Source organism: Thalassococcus sp. (assembly GCF_982780845.1).
Genome location: NZ_CEYADA010000002.1, coordinates 148,430 through 161,045, shown reverse-complemented (window position 1 = coordinate 161,045; position 12,616 = coordinate 148,430). Strand labels below are relative to the sequence as shown.

Genomic DNA, 12,616 nt, shown 5'->3' with positions numbered 1-12,616 from the left:
ATGGAACTGATTTCCGACATTTTGTTGATTCTGGCGGCGGCGACCGCCGGTATCTATTGCTTTGTTCTGTCCCGCCGCCTGTCGCGGTTCAGCGACTTGGACAAGGGCGTTGGCGGCGCGATTGCGGTGCTCTCTGCACAGGTCGATGACATGACCCGTAACCTGCAGGCCGCACAGAATTCTGCGGGCGATTCGTCAAAGAAGTTGCTTGAGGTGACTGAAAGGGCGGAAGATGCGTCCCGAAGGTTAGAGCTGATGGTTGCGTCGCTGCACGACATTCCCCAGCAACAGGCTCCGGCCCAATCGCCCGCGCCAGCACCACAGACGCCAACGGCCCCCGTAAGCGCACCTGTCGCGGCACCGGCAGCGCCCGCAGCGCCCCAAGTTGCATCTGTCACCCCCGCGCCTGTGACAGAGGCGGCCGTCGCGGAAGTGGTCGAACCGGAAGAGCAAGCACCCGAACCCCCGTCTGATCCGGTGTTCACCCCAAGAATTCGATTTGGGGCCGCATGATGAAAAACCTGTTCAAAGGGAAAGGGCGAAGATCGAAGCGCAAAGCGCCCAAAAGCACGTTGGCGGTGATTGCGTCACTGTTTTTCATGTCGATAATCGTGCGCCTGACGGATGGTGCAGAGGGTTGGATTGCAGCGGCGCAAGCCTCTGCATCCGCCTCCGAGACGACCAGCTCTGATGAATCCTCGGGCTATGACCGCGAGGCGATCAAACACGTTCTGGACGCGCTCCGCGAGCGCGAGAAAAACATCGCAGCACAAGAGCAGGACATCGAGCAACGACTGGCGTTTCTTCACGATACCGAAGCCCGCATCGATGAAAAGGTTGTCCAGTTGAGAGAAGCCGAGGCAATGCTCCGGTCCAGAATGGCGCAGTCGAACACCGCCGCAGAAGAAGATCTGACCCAACTGACGACCGTCTACGCCAAGATGAAGCCCAAAGATGCGGCGTTGCTGTTCGAACAGATGGAACCAAAATTCGCAGCCGGTTTCCTTGGCCGCATGAAACCCGACGCGGCAGCCTCGATTATGGCCGGGCTAAGCCCGCAGGCCGCCTATACGATCAGCGTGGTTCTGGCCGGACGCAACGCGAACGCCATCACTCAGGAGACTCAGGAGAAAAAATAGGCAAACGCTATTTCAGAAGCTGGCTCAGCTTCATCGCAACGGTCATATCGCCTGCCACTTTCAACTTTCCCGTGGCGAAAGCCATCATCGGGTTCAGCTTGCCCTTGATCAGCTTTTCAAGATTCGGCAGCGATAGGCTGATGGTGCAATCGGCGGGGATATCCTGAAGCATCGCCTGATCGCCGGACAGGACCAGTTGGCCGTCTGAACCACAGTCGAACTTGATGCTGTCGGACAGTGGTTTGCGTTCAAGACCTTTGCGCAACAGCCCTGCGATTTCATCCAGCCCCATAACGTTCCTCCAAAAACGATGCGGGGTCCGGCTATCTGGCCGAACCCCTGCAAACAAGTGAAACGTAACGGAAAGCTTTAGCCTTTCAGGCGACGCTCCCGCGCGCCCAAGAGCTTCAGGCGCAGCGCGTTCAGCTGAATGAAGCCAGCCGCATCTTTCTGATCGTAGGCACCTGCGTCGTCTTCGAAGGTCACGTGCGCCTCGGAGTAGAGCGAGTGATCCGACCAGCGGCCAACCGTGCGCGCCAGACCTTTGTACAGTTTCAGGCGAACCGTACCGGTCACGTGTTCCTGCGACTTGTCGATCAGTGCTTGCAGCATCTCGCGTTCGGGCGAATACCAGAAGCCGTTGTAGATCAGCTCGGCATATTTCGGCATCAACTCATCCTTCAGGTGGGCGGCGCCACGGTCCAGAGTGATCTGTTCGATACCGCGGTGTGCCTCGAGCAGGATGGTGCCGCCCGGCGTTTCGTAGATGCCGCGGGACTTCATGCCAACAAAACGGCCTTCGACCAGATCAAGACGGCCGATACCATGCTTGCGGCCATATTCGTTCAGTTCGGTCAGGATGGTCGCGGGCGACATTGCCTGACCGTTGATCGCAACCGCGTCGCCTTTTTCAAAGGTGACTTCGATGAATTCAGGTGTGTCCGGCGCATCTTCGGGGTTCACGGTACGCTGGTAGACATAATCCGGTGCGTTTTCAGCCGGATCTTCCAGCACCTTACCTTCGGACGATGTGTGCAGCAGGTTTGCATCAACCGAGAACGGCGCTTCGCCGCGCTTGTCCTTGGCGATCGGAATCTGGTTTTCTTCGGCGAAGGCCAGCAGTTTGGTCCGCGAAGACAGGTCCCACTCACGCCACGGCGCAATCACCTTGATTTCGGGGTTCAGCGCATAGGCTGCCAGTTCGAAACGTACCTGATCGTTGCCCTTACCGGTCGCGCCGTGCGCCACCGCATCGGCTCCGGTTTCTTCGGCGATCTCGACCAGACGCTTAGAAATCAGAGGGCGTGCGATGGATGTACCCAGCAGATACAGGCCTTCGTAAACCGCGTTCGCGCGGAACATCGGGAAGACGAAATCACGCACGAATTCTTCACGCACGTCTTCAATGTAGATGTTTTCCGGCTTGATCCCCAGCATCTCGGCTTTGGCGCGTGCCGGTTCAAGTTCTTCCCCTTGGCCAAGATCGGCGGTGAAGGTCACAACCTCGCAACCGTATTCCGTCTGGAGCCACTTCAGAATGATCGACGTATCAAGACCACCGGAATAGGCGAGAACAACTTTTTTAGGCGCGGACATCATCAAATCCTCTGTCTGGGTTGGCGGCGCGATTATAGGGTTTTGGCGTCAGGGGCAAGGTTTGCAGCTATCAGAACCGCCGAACCAGTGATAAGCCTTATGAAAGTTTGACCAACTGGGGGAAAATGATGAAGGCTTGGCAGCTTTTCGTGCATTCGGTGCGCCTGATCGTGAACAATTTCGAATCTGCCCTGCGGATATCGGGCGTGCTCTATCTGGTCCAAGCCATCACCCAGATTTACCTGTTCCAGAACATGGACACCGAAGTTCTGCCTGACGGGACAGAGATGCCTGTTATGGCCTTGGAAGACAGCTTTGCCTTCCTGCTGCTGAGCATCTTTTCCGTTGTCGCCAGCCTGTGGATCGCCGTGGCCTGGCACCGGTTTGTGCTGAATGAGGAATACCCGTCCGGCTGGATGCCCAGATGGCACGGAGCGAACATGTTGGGCTATCTCGGGCGTTCGATTCTGATCGGTCTTCTGATCACTGTCGGATGTTTGGTGATTTCGCTGCCCTTGGGCCTGATGGCCGCGCTGCTTCCCTTCCTTCTGCCTGCCATGCCGGTAGTAATCATCCTGTTCGGGGTCTGGGTGTTTTTCCGTCTGTCCCCCGTACTGCCCGCAGCGGCGCTTGGGCAGACTGTGTCACTAAGGGCGGCTTGGTCCGAAACCGCCCCGTTTGCGAAGGTGATTTTGCAGCTTTCAGCGATCGTGGTTGCCGCGTTTCTTATGATCATGACGCCTTCCCTGCTTGCGGCTGGTACAGAGTCCATCATTGGTCTGGTGTATGATCTGGCCATTGGCTGGCTTGTCACGATGGTCGGTATTTCCACGCTGACCACGGTGTACGGGCACGTGGTCGAAGGTCGCGGTGTCGAGTGACGGCTTGCCAGAACGGCGCTCTTGCGCCACTCAGATGCCATGAGTGATTTCAAAGACCTTGCCAAAGCCGCCACACGCGAAATGCGTCAGGTGTTTCCCGAAACGCCACTGCTGCGCAATGCGCATCTGTCCGACATGTATGGCGCAGATATCTGGTTAAAGCGCGAAGACCTGTCGCCTGTACGGTCTTACAAACTGCGCGGCGCGTTCAACGCCATGCGCAAGCGCCCGGATGCGGAACTGTTCGTCTGCGCAAGTGCGGGCAATCACGCGCAGGGCGTGGCCTATATGTGCCGCCACTTTGGCAAGTCGGGCGTCATCTTTATGCCCGTGACGACACCCGCCCAGAAAATCCAAAAAACGCGGATGTTCGGCGGCGATGCCATCGAAATCCGTCTGGTCGGCGACTACTTCGACGACACACTGCGGTCTGCGCAGGAATACTGCAAAGAGGCTGGTGGCCATTTCCTGTCGCCCTTTGACGATACCGATGTCATCGAAGGTCAGGCCTCGGTCGCGGTCGAAATCGAAGAGACGCTGGGCAAGGCACCCGAGCATATCGTTGTTCCTGTTGGTGGTGGCGGCCTGTCTTCGGGCATGCTCAGCTACTTCGGAACGGACAGCCAGTGGACATTTGTAGAACCACTTGGCGGCGCCTGCCTGAACGCGGCACTGCGTGCGGGCAAGCCTGTTCCCTTGGAAAAGGTAAACACCTTCGCGGACGGCGCGGCAGTCGCCCAGATCGGCCAGAACACTTTCAACGTTCTGAAAGATGTCGGGCTGGCATCGTCCCTGACGATCCCCGAGGATCGTTTGTGCACCACCATTCTGGACATGCTGAACGTCGAAGGCATCGTTCTGGAACCTGCCGGCGCATTGTCTATCGACGCGCTCAAGGATCTGGGGCAGGCCATTCGCGGCAAAACCGTTGTGTGTATCGCATCCGGCGGCAACTTTGATTTCGAACGTCTGCCCGAAGTCAAAGAACGCGCCCAGCGCTATTCCGGCATCAAGAAATACTTCATCCTGCGCCTGCCCCAACGTCCCGGTGCGTTGAAGGACTTTTTGGGCATTCTTGGCCCCGACGATGATATCGCCCGGTTCGAGTACCTCAAGAAATCCGCGCGCAACTTCGGTTCGGTCCTCATCGGGATCGAAACATCGCACGCGTCGAATTTTGACATCCTCTTTGCCCGCCTGAACGAAAACGGATTCACGTTTCAGGATATCACTGAGGATGAAACACTGGCCCAGTTCCTGATCTGATGCAGATTGCGGGACGCATTTGCATCGTCACAGGCGCCGGAAGCGGCATAGGCCGCGCGATCGTCCATGCCCTTCGGGATCAAGGCGCCCAGGTCATCGTTTCGGACATCAAAGAAGCAGCATCCAATCAGGTCGCGGCAGAGGTCGACGGCCTGTCTATTCCCTGCGATGTCACAGATCCTAAGGCGATTTCAGGACTTTTCGAAAAGGCCCGCGACTGGAAAGGTCGCGTTGATCTGGTTTGCTCAAACGCGGGTTTCGCAAAGGGCGAACCCGAGGGCCCAACTTCGGCCAGCGACGACCACTGGCAGCAAAGCTTTGATGTCCACGTGATGGCGCATCTTCGGCTGTCCCGTTTGGCGCTGCCCGAGATGCTGGAACGCGGCGAAGGTTGCCTGGTGAATGTCGCTTCTGCTGCGGGTCTGCTCAGCCAGATTGGCGATGCCGCTTATTCAGCGACGAAATATGCCGCTGTTAGTCTAGCGCAATCCTTGGCCATCGAACACGGTTCACAAGGGGTTCACGTGTCTGTCGTCTGCCCGCAATATGTGGCGACGCCGCTTCTTGGCTACGATGACGCTGCTGACGGCGATCAGAGCGGGCGCATCCTTAGCCCCCGAAATGTTGCTGATTGCCTGATCGAAGGCCTGCAGAACGACCGTTTTCTGATCCTTCCACATCCGGAAGTCCACGATTACGCCCTGAAACGTGCGACCGACATGGAACGCTGGATCAAGGGCATGCAAAAGCTGAAGGCAAAGGTAGACGCCAGCGGCAGCAGCGACCTGAAAGACTTCCACAAGCTTCTTTGAAACCAGCATTCAGGCACCGGCCAGCAATTGGGCCCGGGACTGTTCAAAAACGCTTCTTACCGATTGCGCCATACCATCAAATCCGCCGCCGTCCTCGATTGATGCAGCCAGCTCTGCCAGATCGCGGAACCCGACGTTCGAGGCGCATCCCTTCAAGAAATGCATCTGGTTTTTCACCGTATCATCGGTTCCGGAGACATCCTGCAAACCGGTGATGGCGCCCTCTACTTCTTCCAGAAAAACACCGACCAATTCGTCGAAATCTTCTTCGCCGAAGTCTTCTTTCAATGCTGCTACGCGGTCCCAATCAATCATATCGCATCCTCTCTCGTGCACCATGAGAGCCGACCGTGAACAAAAACTGAAAGATACAAGTTTAGTTATGAAAATTTGAAGGTTCAGGTGCTGTTAAGGATGCCATCCGCATAAGCTGAGACATGCTTACGGATCAGGCCACCCACGTTTCGCAGGTCACGCCACCTGACATCGCAATGGACCCGTCGCGGGCATTGCGCCACGTCTTGGTTGTGGATGACAGCCGTGCCCAGGTTATGATGCTGTCACGCCTATTGGGTCGCTGGGGCCTGAACGTTTCCGTGGCAACATCCGCAAAGGACGCGCTCGATATCGCGAAAGAAAATCCGCCGGACCTGATCCTGTCGGACTGGGTGATGCCCGAAATGGACGGGCTGGAATTTTGCCGTGCCTTTCGGGAAAACAGCGCATCGCAGTTCGGCTATTTCATCCTTCTTTCCTCAAAAAGCGACAAGGGCGAAATCGCCGAAGGGCTAGATGCGGGGGCGGATGATTTTCTGACGAAACCTGTCCATGCGAATGAATTGCGCGCGCGCATCAACGCCGCCTCGCGGATCGTCTATATGCAGCGCGAACTGACCCGCAAAAACGGTATGGTCAGCGACACACTCGCTGAACTTCGCAAAGCATATGATGCAATCGACCGCGACCTGAAACAGGCACGCAGAATTCAGGATTCGCTTGTCCCCGAACGCACAAGGCAGGTGGGGAATGTTCAGATCAGCATGCTGCTGCATCCATGCGGCCATGTCGGGGGCGATCTGGTCGGCATGTTCGATACAGGCGCGGGTGTCGGGCTGTACGGTATTGATGTTTCGGGTCACGGGATTTGCTCGGCCATGGTTGCCGCCCGTGTTGCGGGCTACCTGAGCGATCAGTTCAAAGAACAAAACATCGCGGTAAACCGGCATGGTGCCTCCTTCACGCTGAAGGAACCCGCCGAGGTGGCAGAGGCGCTGAATTCCCGCTTAGTGTCGGATGCAGGCGTTGAGGAATATCTGACGATGGTGTTTTGCACTGTCGATCCAGAGGGGCGCTATCTTAAAATGGTTCAGGCGGGCCACCCGCCTCCTTTGCTATTGCGCAAAGGGAAGGCGCCTGAATTCATCGGCAAGGGCGGGCTGCCCATCGGGTTGATCAACGACGCGAGCCAGCATCAGCTGGAATGCTCCCTGAACGCGGGCGATCGGCTTTTGATTTATTCCGACGGATTTGTTGAGGCCGAAATGCCCGACGGGTCGCTGTTGGATGATCGAGGATTGCTTGGCCTGATCGCAGAAACCCACGGGTCCGGCCCTGCGTATCTCGACGCGCTTTACGACAACTTGCTTAAAATCGTGGGGGACGTGCGCGATGATGACATCTCTGCCGTTTTGCTAGAGGTGCTTTAACGCCGACGAAGCAGATTGACCAACATCGCCCGGTCCCCGGGATTGCCCAAGGATTGCACCGCATCATAGGGGTCGACCCAATGCGCGGTGTGTCCAGGTTCGGTCGGGGGGCCGACCTGTAGTGTCGGGCGGGCAAGGTACACGACACACATCTTTTCCGCCCACAAATCGTACTCGGGCATGTAGGTAAATCGACGGAACGCGCCGAGCCGTAGCGGATCCGCCATCTTCCAACCCGTTTCCTCCAACACCTCGCGGTGAAGGGCCACAATCGGTGGCTCTCCCGGATCAATTCCACCCCCCGGTAACTGGAATTCAGGCTCTGGATCGACCTGATGGGTGATCAAAAGCTGGCCATTCCGTTCAAGAATCGCGTAAACGCCGCGCCTGAACGTATAGCGCTGACCGTTTCTAGGAACTTCCCCGTAGCGACGCGTCACGTGACCCCCTTTGGTTCTATGGCTTCAACCGGTGCTTGGACCCAGCGAACTGATACCTATATGATGGCGAGATGCCAGCGAATGGCAAACAAGGAAACCTCATGACGTCTGCTACAAAACTCGACTGGGACGATACAGTCCTGCCCTTCCAACTTGACGGCGCCGACATCCGCGGCCGCGTTGCGCGTCTGGACGGCGTATTGGACGCAGTGCTGAAACAGCACAACTACCCGCCAGCGGTCGAGGCGTTGGTGGCCGAAATGGCTTTGCTGACCGCTCTGATCGGCCAGACAATCAAGCTGCGTTGGAAACTGTCCCTGCAAATCCAGACCAAAGGTCCGGTCCGGATGATTGCAACGGACTTCTACGCGCCTGAAAAAGAGGGCGAACCCGCCCGCATTCGCGCATACGCAAGCTTTGACGCAGATCGTATCACCGACGAAGACCCGATGAAGCAGGTCGGCGAAGGCTATTTTGCAATCCTGATGGATCAGGGCAAAGGCACGACGCCGTATCAGGGGATCACACCGCTGGTCACAACATCGCTTGCCGCTGCGGCCGAGGCGTATTTTGCACAGTCCGAACAGCTGCCAACACGGTTTAGCCTGCGCTTTGGCCGGTCGACCGAAGCGGGCGGTGCCGAACATTGGCGCGCTGGCGGCATCATGCTGCAACACATGCCCAAGGCCTCGCCGTTCTCGCAATTTGCAGGCTCGGAAGAAGGCGGAAGTGGCGAAGGCGGTCTTTTGTCGGCAAACGATCTGGTGTCGGACGACGATGAAGAAAACTGGAACCGCGTGAACATCCATCTGGACACGGTCGAAGAGCTTGAGCTGATCGGCCCGTCTGTTCCGCCGACCAACCTGTTGCTGCGTCTGTTCCACGAAGAAACACCCCGCATCTTTGATCCGCTTCCGGTGGCGTTCGGCTGCACCTGTTCGGAAGACCGCGTGCGCCAATCGCTGTCGATCTATTCGGCCAAAGACATCGAAAAGATGACCACGCCGGAAAATACAGTCACCGCAGACTGTCAGTTCTGTGGCGCGCACTACGTGTTGGACCCAAAGACAGTCGGTTTTGAGGCGGAGGCGAATGACGCCGACTAATCAAACATCCGGCGACATTCTGGATCGTGTCAGATATGCCCTGTCGAAACCGGCGGGCATGTCGACCGACTATGATCTGAACCCAGAAGTTGTCTTGCCCGAGAACCGTGTTTTGCGGCCTGCGGGCGTGTTGGTGCCGTTGATTGAACATCAGGGCGAAATGCGGCTGGTCCTGACCAAGCGCAGCTCGCGCCTGAAACATCACCCCGGCCAGATCGCCTTTCCCGGTGGTAAGGTTGACGAAGGGGACGCCGACGTTGTGGCAACCGCGCTGCGCGAAGCACGGGAAGAGATCGGGCTGCCGTCTGACAAAGTCGACATCATCGGCAAGCTGCCGTCACATGAAACCGTAACCAGCTTTGAAATGACGCCTGTGATCGGCCTGATCACCGAACCTTTCGATCCGATCCCGGAACCGGGCGAGGTAGACGAGGTGTTCACAGTTCCTTTTGAACACGTTCTGTCTGCAACCAGATTTGCAGTGCAGTATCGCCGCTGGCGTGGGCAACGACGGTATTATTACACGGTTCCCTACGGCCCCTATTACATCTGGGGCGCAACTGCGCGTATCTTACGCTCACTTGCAGACCGGATGAGCCCATGAACACCATCACCGCCGATTGGCTGACAGACCCCGCCGCCCAGCGCGTTTTTGCGATGTTCGATGCGGCCGGTCATCAGGCCTTTGCGGTGGGCGGCTGTGTGCGCAATAGCCTGTTGGTTGTGCCGGTGGATGACGTCGATATTTCGACTGACGCAACGCCGGATCAAACGATCGCTTTGGCGGAAGGCGCGGGCATCAAGGCGGTTCCGACTGGCATTGACCATGGCACGGTGACATTGGTGGTGGATCGCGCCACGTTCGAGGTCACGACGTTCCGTGCTGACGTTGAAACCGACGGACGCCATGCGATCGTTCGGTTTTCCAAGGATGTTGCCGACGATGCGGTGCGTCGTGATTTCACGGTGAACGCGCTTTATTGCGATGCGCAGGGCAATGTCATTGATCCGCTCGGCGGCCTTCCTGACCTGAAGGCACGTCGTATCCGGTTTATCGAAGACCCCGATAAGCGCATCCGCGAAGACTACCTGCGCATTCTGCGGTTCTTCCGGTTCTCGGCCTTTTACGCTGATCCCGACGCGGGTTTCGAGGCAGACACACTTGCCGCTATTGCCGCAAATCTTGACGGGTTAGAGACGCTTTCCCGCGAAAGAGTCGGCACCGAGATGAAAAAGCTTCTGTGTGCAGCGGACCCATCCCAAGCTGTCGCTGTGATGGAGCAAACCGGCGTTCTGATGCGGGTGTGCCCGGGTTCCAGCGCCAAGGCTCTGCCCCCGCTGGTTCATCTGGAAAAGGGGTTGGGCATTTCGCCAGACGCGATCCGGCGCTTGGTATCTTTGGGCATTTCCGATCCGGCAGATCTGCGCCTGTCCAAAGCGGAACAACGGCGCATTACCACGCTACAGGAAATCGTCGCACGGCCCGACAGCGCACAGGACCTTGGTTATTGGTACGGGGCGGACATGGCGCTGGATGCGTGCCTGCTGCGCGCCGCGATGCTGGAACAGCCGTTATCGCCCGATGTGATTGCAGAAATCCGAACAGGGGCGGAACAAAAATTCCCGATCGCAGCAAAAGACTTGCAACCTGACTATTCCGGCCCAAGTTTAGGGCAACGCCTTAGGTCGCTTGAACGAACTTGGGTCAAATCCAAATTCCAGCTGACCCGCCAAGAATTATTGGACCATCCCGAGATTGAGTAGCGTCGCTTAGTAAACCGGCTTGGCCGAGTAGGAAGCACGACTGATGTTTTTATCCGATTGGATCCCCCACAACGCGCCCGCCGACGGGTCGCCGCCGAACAAACTTTTCAAGTTCATTCTGTGGGCGGTCAAAGGCGCATGGCCCGCGCTTTGGGCGGCCGGGATTCTGTCTGTTGTTGCGGGCGTGGCCGAAGTATTTGCGGCCATCCTGCTTGGCATGGTGATCGACAGGGCGCTTGCTCTGGAACCCAGCCAGATTTTTTCAGACGGTATGGGATTGCTGTTGGGTGCGTTTGTCTTTTTCGCCCTGTTCCGCCCCATCCTGTTCGGCATGACGGCCTATTCCCAGACGATCATTGTCCAGCCGAATGTGCTGAACCTGATCCTGTCTCGCCTGCACCGTTACACTCTGGGGCAGGCAGTTACGTTTTTCGACAACGATTTTGCCGGTCGGATCGCGCAGAAAGAAATGCAGACCGCCCGTGCGCTGAATGATGTCGTGACCGAGATCATCCATACCGTCCTGTTTGCGCTGGCGTCGGTCGTTGGTGCGGTTTTGATGCTGGGCACCGTCGATATCCGCATTGCAGGCGGTCTGGTTATCTGGATGGTCGCCTATGTGTTCTTGCTGCGGTTTTTCATGCCGCGCATCCGGACGCGGTCACAGGCGCGGGCTTCGGCGCGGGCGATGGTGACGGGCCAAATCGTGGACACGGTCACCAACATCAAAACGGTCAAGCTGTTCGCCCATGACGACCACGAAGACCGCGCGGCGCTGGATGCGATGGGGTCGTATCGAAGCAAGTTCATCGCCTTTGGCCGCGTTTCGGCCAGTTTCCGCTTTACGCTGATGGCGCTGGCGGGGTTCCTGCCTGTTCTGCTGATTGGCGGCGCGCTTTGGTATTGGTCGCGCGGCCTGATTTCTGCGGGTGACATTGCTGCGACAGGCGCTGTTTCCTTGCGGTTGGCGCAGATGACAGGATGGGTCAGTTTCACGCTGATGGGCCTATATGCCAATCTGGGCGAAGTCGAAGACGGCATGCGCACGCTAACGCCGCAACACACGCTGATGGACCCGGAAAATCCCAAAGAATTGGTCGTTCCACACGGGCAGATCGACATCACCGACCTGTCCTTTGCTTACGGACAAAAAACAGGCGGGATCGAAAAGATTTCCCTGTCGATCAAGCCGGGTGAAAAACTGGGTATCGTCGGGGCGTCCGGTGCGGGCAAGTCGACGCTCGTTGCATTGCTGCTGCGGCTTTATGATCCCGAAAGCGGTAAGATCGAAATCGACGGCACGGATATTTCCGAAGTGTCCCAAAACAGTCTGCGCAGCAAGATCGGCATGGTCACGCAGGAAACCGCGATGTTCAATCGCTCGGCCTTTGAAAACATCCGCTACGGCAAGCCGGACGCAACGCTGGACGAGGTGATTGCCGCTGCCGAAAAGGCAGAAGCGCATGACTTCATCACCGCGATGCAGGATCACAAGGGGCGCACTGGATATGACGCGCATCTGGGTGAACGCGGGGTCAAGCTGTCGGGTGGTCAACGCCAGCGGATCGCCCTTGCCCGCGCCATCCTGAAAGATGCGCCGATCTTCATTCTGGACGAAGCGACATCGGCGCTGGATTCCGAGGTCGAGGCATCGATCCAGTCTGCTTTGGAACGCGTGATGGAGGGAAAAACCGTTCTGGCAATTGCCCACCGCCTGTCGACCATTGCGCATATGGATCGCATTTTGGTGCTGGATCAGGGTCGCTTGGCCGAAGAGGGCACGCATGACGAACTGCTGGCCAAAGGCGGGCTATATGCACGCTATTGGGATCGCCAATCTGGCGGCTTTGTCGCAACGCAGGATGCCGCCGAATAGGCGCTAACCAAATGCCCACTCGACGTGCGG

The 12,616-nt window shown here is 57.6% G+C and carries 14 protein-coding genes; 10 read left to right on the top strand and 4 right to left on the bottom strand.

Features of this window, described 5'->3' with window-relative positions; all coding sequences use genetic code 11:
- Both AC4FIA_RS02995 and AC4FIA_RS02990 read left to right on the top strand, forming a co-directional pair.
- On the top strand, positions 1-513 hold the full coding sequence (locus AC4FIA_RS02995) for a hypothetical protein (protein ID WP_490364654.1): 513 nt from the start codon (positions 1-3) through the stop codon (positions 511-513).
- An 86-nt stretch (positions 514-599) separates the two neighbouring features.
- Complete coding sequence (locus AC4FIA_RS02990) at positions 600-1,139, top strand: MotE family protein (RefSeq protein WP_490364653.1); 540 nt, start codon at positions 600-602, stop codon at positions 1,137-1,139.
- Positions 1,140-1,146: 7 nt separating this feature from the next.
- Here the strand turns inward: AC4FIA_RS02990 and AC4FIA_RS02985 are convergent, their stop codons facing one another.
- The gene (locus AC4FIA_RS02985; protein WP_287473374.1) at positions 1,147-1,431 is read right to left on the bottom strand and encodes an SCP2 sterol-binding domain-containing protein; all 285 of its coding nucleotides are present in this window, start codon (positions 1,429-1,431) and stop codon (positions 1,147-1,149) included.
- Positions 1,432-1,508: 77 nt separating this feature from the next.
- Positions 1,509-2,735 carry an argininosuccinate synthase gene (locus tag AC4FIA_RS02980; protein ID WP_103910692.1) on the bottom strand — a complete coding sequence of 409 codons (1,227 nt, stop codon included), beginning with the start codon at positions 2,733-2,735 and terminating at the stop codon, positions 1,509-1,511.
- Between the two features lie 125 nt (positions 2,736-2,860).
- Here AC4FIA_RS02980 and AC4FIA_RS02975 point away from each other — a divergent pair, with 125 nt between their 5' ends.
- The 3 genes from AC4FIA_RS02975 to AC4FIA_RS02965 are packed head-to-tail and all read left to right on the top strand — an operon-like array spanning position 2,861 to position 5,694.
- Positions 2,861-3,616 carry a hypothetical protein gene (locus AC4FIA_RS02975; RefSeq protein ID WP_490364652.1) on the top strand — a complete coding sequence of 252 codons (756 nt, stop codon included), beginning with the start codon at positions 2,861-2,863 and terminating at the stop codon, positions 3,614-3,616.
- A 39-nt stretch (positions 3,617-3,655) separates the two neighbouring features.
- Positions 3,656-4,882 carry a threonine ammonia-lyase IlvA gene (ilvA, locus tag AC4FIA_RS02970; RefSeq protein ID WP_490364651.1) on the top strand — a complete coding sequence of 409 codons (1,227 nt, stop codon included), beginning with the start codon at positions 3,656-3,658 and terminating at the stop codon, positions 4,880-4,882.
- The gene (locus AC4FIA_RS02965; RefSeq protein WP_490364650.1) at positions 4,882-5,694 is read left to right on the top strand and encodes an SDR family NAD(P)-dependent oxidoreductase; all 813 of its coding nucleotides are present in this window, start codon (positions 4,882-4,884) and stop codon (positions 5,692-5,694) included. The genes ilvA and AC4FIA_RS02965 overlap by 1 nt, the downstream gene beginning before the upstream one ends.
- A gap of 9 nt (positions 5,695-5,703) precedes the next feature.
- On the opposite strand, the gene AC4FIA_RS02960 is transcribed toward AC4FIA_RS02965, so the two are convergent.
- Entirely contained in the window at positions 5,704-6,009 is a 306-nt protein-coding gene (locus tag AC4FIA_RS02960) for an Hpt domain-containing protein (protein WP_490364649.1), read from the bottom strand.
- Between the two features lie 122 nt (positions 6,010-6,131).
- Between AC4FIA_RS02960 and AC4FIA_RS02955 the strand changes: the two genes are divergently transcribed.
- Complete coding sequence (locus AC4FIA_RS02955) at positions 6,132-7,400, top strand: PP2C family protein-serine/threonine phosphatase (RefSeq protein WP_490364648.1); 1,269 nt, start codon at positions 6,132-6,134, stop codon at positions 7,398-7,400.
- On the opposite strand, the gene AC4FIA_RS02950 is transcribed toward AC4FIA_RS02955, so the two are convergent.
- Positions 7,397-7,840: an NUDIX domain-containing protein gene (locus tag AC4FIA_RS02950; RefSeq protein ID WP_490364647.1), complete on the bottom strand. Its 444-nt coding sequence runs from the start codon at positions 7,838-7,840 to the stop codon at positions 7,397-7,399. The two genes, AC4FIA_RS02955 and AC4FIA_RS02950, sit on opposite strands and share 4 nt — an antisense overlap.
- Before the next feature lie 101 nt (positions 7,841-7,941).
- Between AC4FIA_RS02950 and hslO the strand changes: the two genes are divergently transcribed.
- The 4 genes from hslO to AC4FIA_RS02930 are packed head-to-tail and all read left to right on the top strand — an operon-like array spanning position 7,942 to position 12,586.
- Complete coding sequence (gene hslO, locus AC4FIA_RS02945; protein ID WP_103910699.1) at positions 7,942-8,946, top strand: Hsp33 family molecular chaperone HslO; 1,005 nt, start codon at positions 7,942-7,944, stop codon at positions 8,944-8,946.
- Positions 8,933-9,550, top strand: coding sequence for a CoA pyrophosphatase (locus AC4FIA_RS02940; protein WP_490364646.1), 618 nt, complete (start codon positions 8,933-8,935; stop codon positions 9,548-9,550). The genes hslO and AC4FIA_RS02940 overlap by 14 nt, the downstream gene beginning before the upstream one ends.
- Positions 9,547-10,710 carry a CCA tRNA nucleotidyltransferase gene (locus tag AC4FIA_RS02935; protein WP_490364645.1) on the top strand — a complete coding sequence of 388 codons (1,164 nt, stop codon included), beginning with the start codon at positions 9,547-9,549 and terminating at the stop codon, positions 10,708-10,710. Before AC4FIA_RS02940 ends, AC4FIA_RS02935 begins: the two co-directional genes overlap by 4 nt.
- 43 nt (positions 10,711-10,753) lie before the next feature.
- Positions 10,754-12,586: an ABC transporter ATP-binding protein gene (locus AC4FIA_RS02930; RefSeq protein ID WP_490364644.1), complete on the top strand. Its 1,833-nt coding sequence runs from the start codon at positions 10,754-10,756 to the stop codon at positions 12,584-12,586.
- Positions 12,587-12,616: the final 30 nt, after the last annotated feature.

Excerpts from the sequence above, each read along its gene's own strand:
- AC4FIA_RS02995 (WP_490364654.1), top strand. The coding sequence starts at position 1 with ATGGAACTGATTTCCGACATTTTGTTGATTCTGGCGGCGGCGACCGCC.
- AC4FIA_RS02990 (WP_490364653.1), top strand. The coding sequence starts at position 600 with ATGTCGATAATCGTGCGCCTGACGGATGGTGCAGAGGGTTGGATTGCA.
- AC4FIA_RS02985 (WP_287473374.1), bottom strand. The coding sequence starts at position 1,431 with ATGGGGCTGGATGAAATCGCAGGGCTGTTGCGCAAAGGTCTTGAACGC.
- AC4FIA_RS02980 (WP_103910692.1), bottom strand. The coding sequence starts at position 2,735 with ATGTCCGCGCCTAAAAAAGTTGTTCTCGCCTATTCCGGTGGTCTTGAT.
- AC4FIA_RS02975 (WP_490364652.1), top strand. The coding sequence starts at position 2,861 with ATGATGAAGGCTTGGCAGCTTTTCGTGCATTCGGTGCGCCTGATCGTG.
- ilvA (WP_490364651.1), top strand. The coding sequence starts at position 3,656 with ATGAGTGATTTCAAAGACCTTGCCAAAGCCGCCACACGCGAAATGCGT.
- AC4FIA_RS02965 (WP_490364650.1), top strand. The coding sequence starts at position 4,882 with ATGCAGATTGCGGGACGCATTTGCATCGTCACAGGCGCCGGAAGCGGC.
- AC4FIA_RS02960 (WP_490364649.1), bottom strand. The coding sequence starts at position 6,009 with ATGATTGATTGGGACCGCGTAGCAGCATTGAAAGAAGACTTCGGCGAA.
- AC4FIA_RS02955 (WP_490364648.1), top strand. The coding sequence starts at position 6,132 with ATGCTTACGGATCAGGCCACCCACGTTTCGCAGGTCACGCCACCTGAC.
- hslO (WP_103910699.1), top strand. The coding sequence starts at position 7,942 with ATGACGTCTGCTACAAAACTCGACTGGGACGATACAGTCCTGCCCTTC.
- AC4FIA_RS02940 (WP_490364646.1), top strand. The coding sequence starts at position 8,933 with ATGACGCCGACTAATCAAACATCCGGCGACATTCTGGATCGTGTCAGA.
- AC4FIA_RS02935 (WP_490364645.1), top strand. The coding sequence starts at position 9,547 with ATGAACACCATCACCGCCGATTGGCTGACAGACCCCGCCGCCCAGCGC.
- AC4FIA_RS02930 (WP_490364644.1), top strand. The coding sequence starts at position 10,754 with ATGTTTTTATCCGATTGGATCCCCCACAACGCGCCCGCCGACGGGTCG.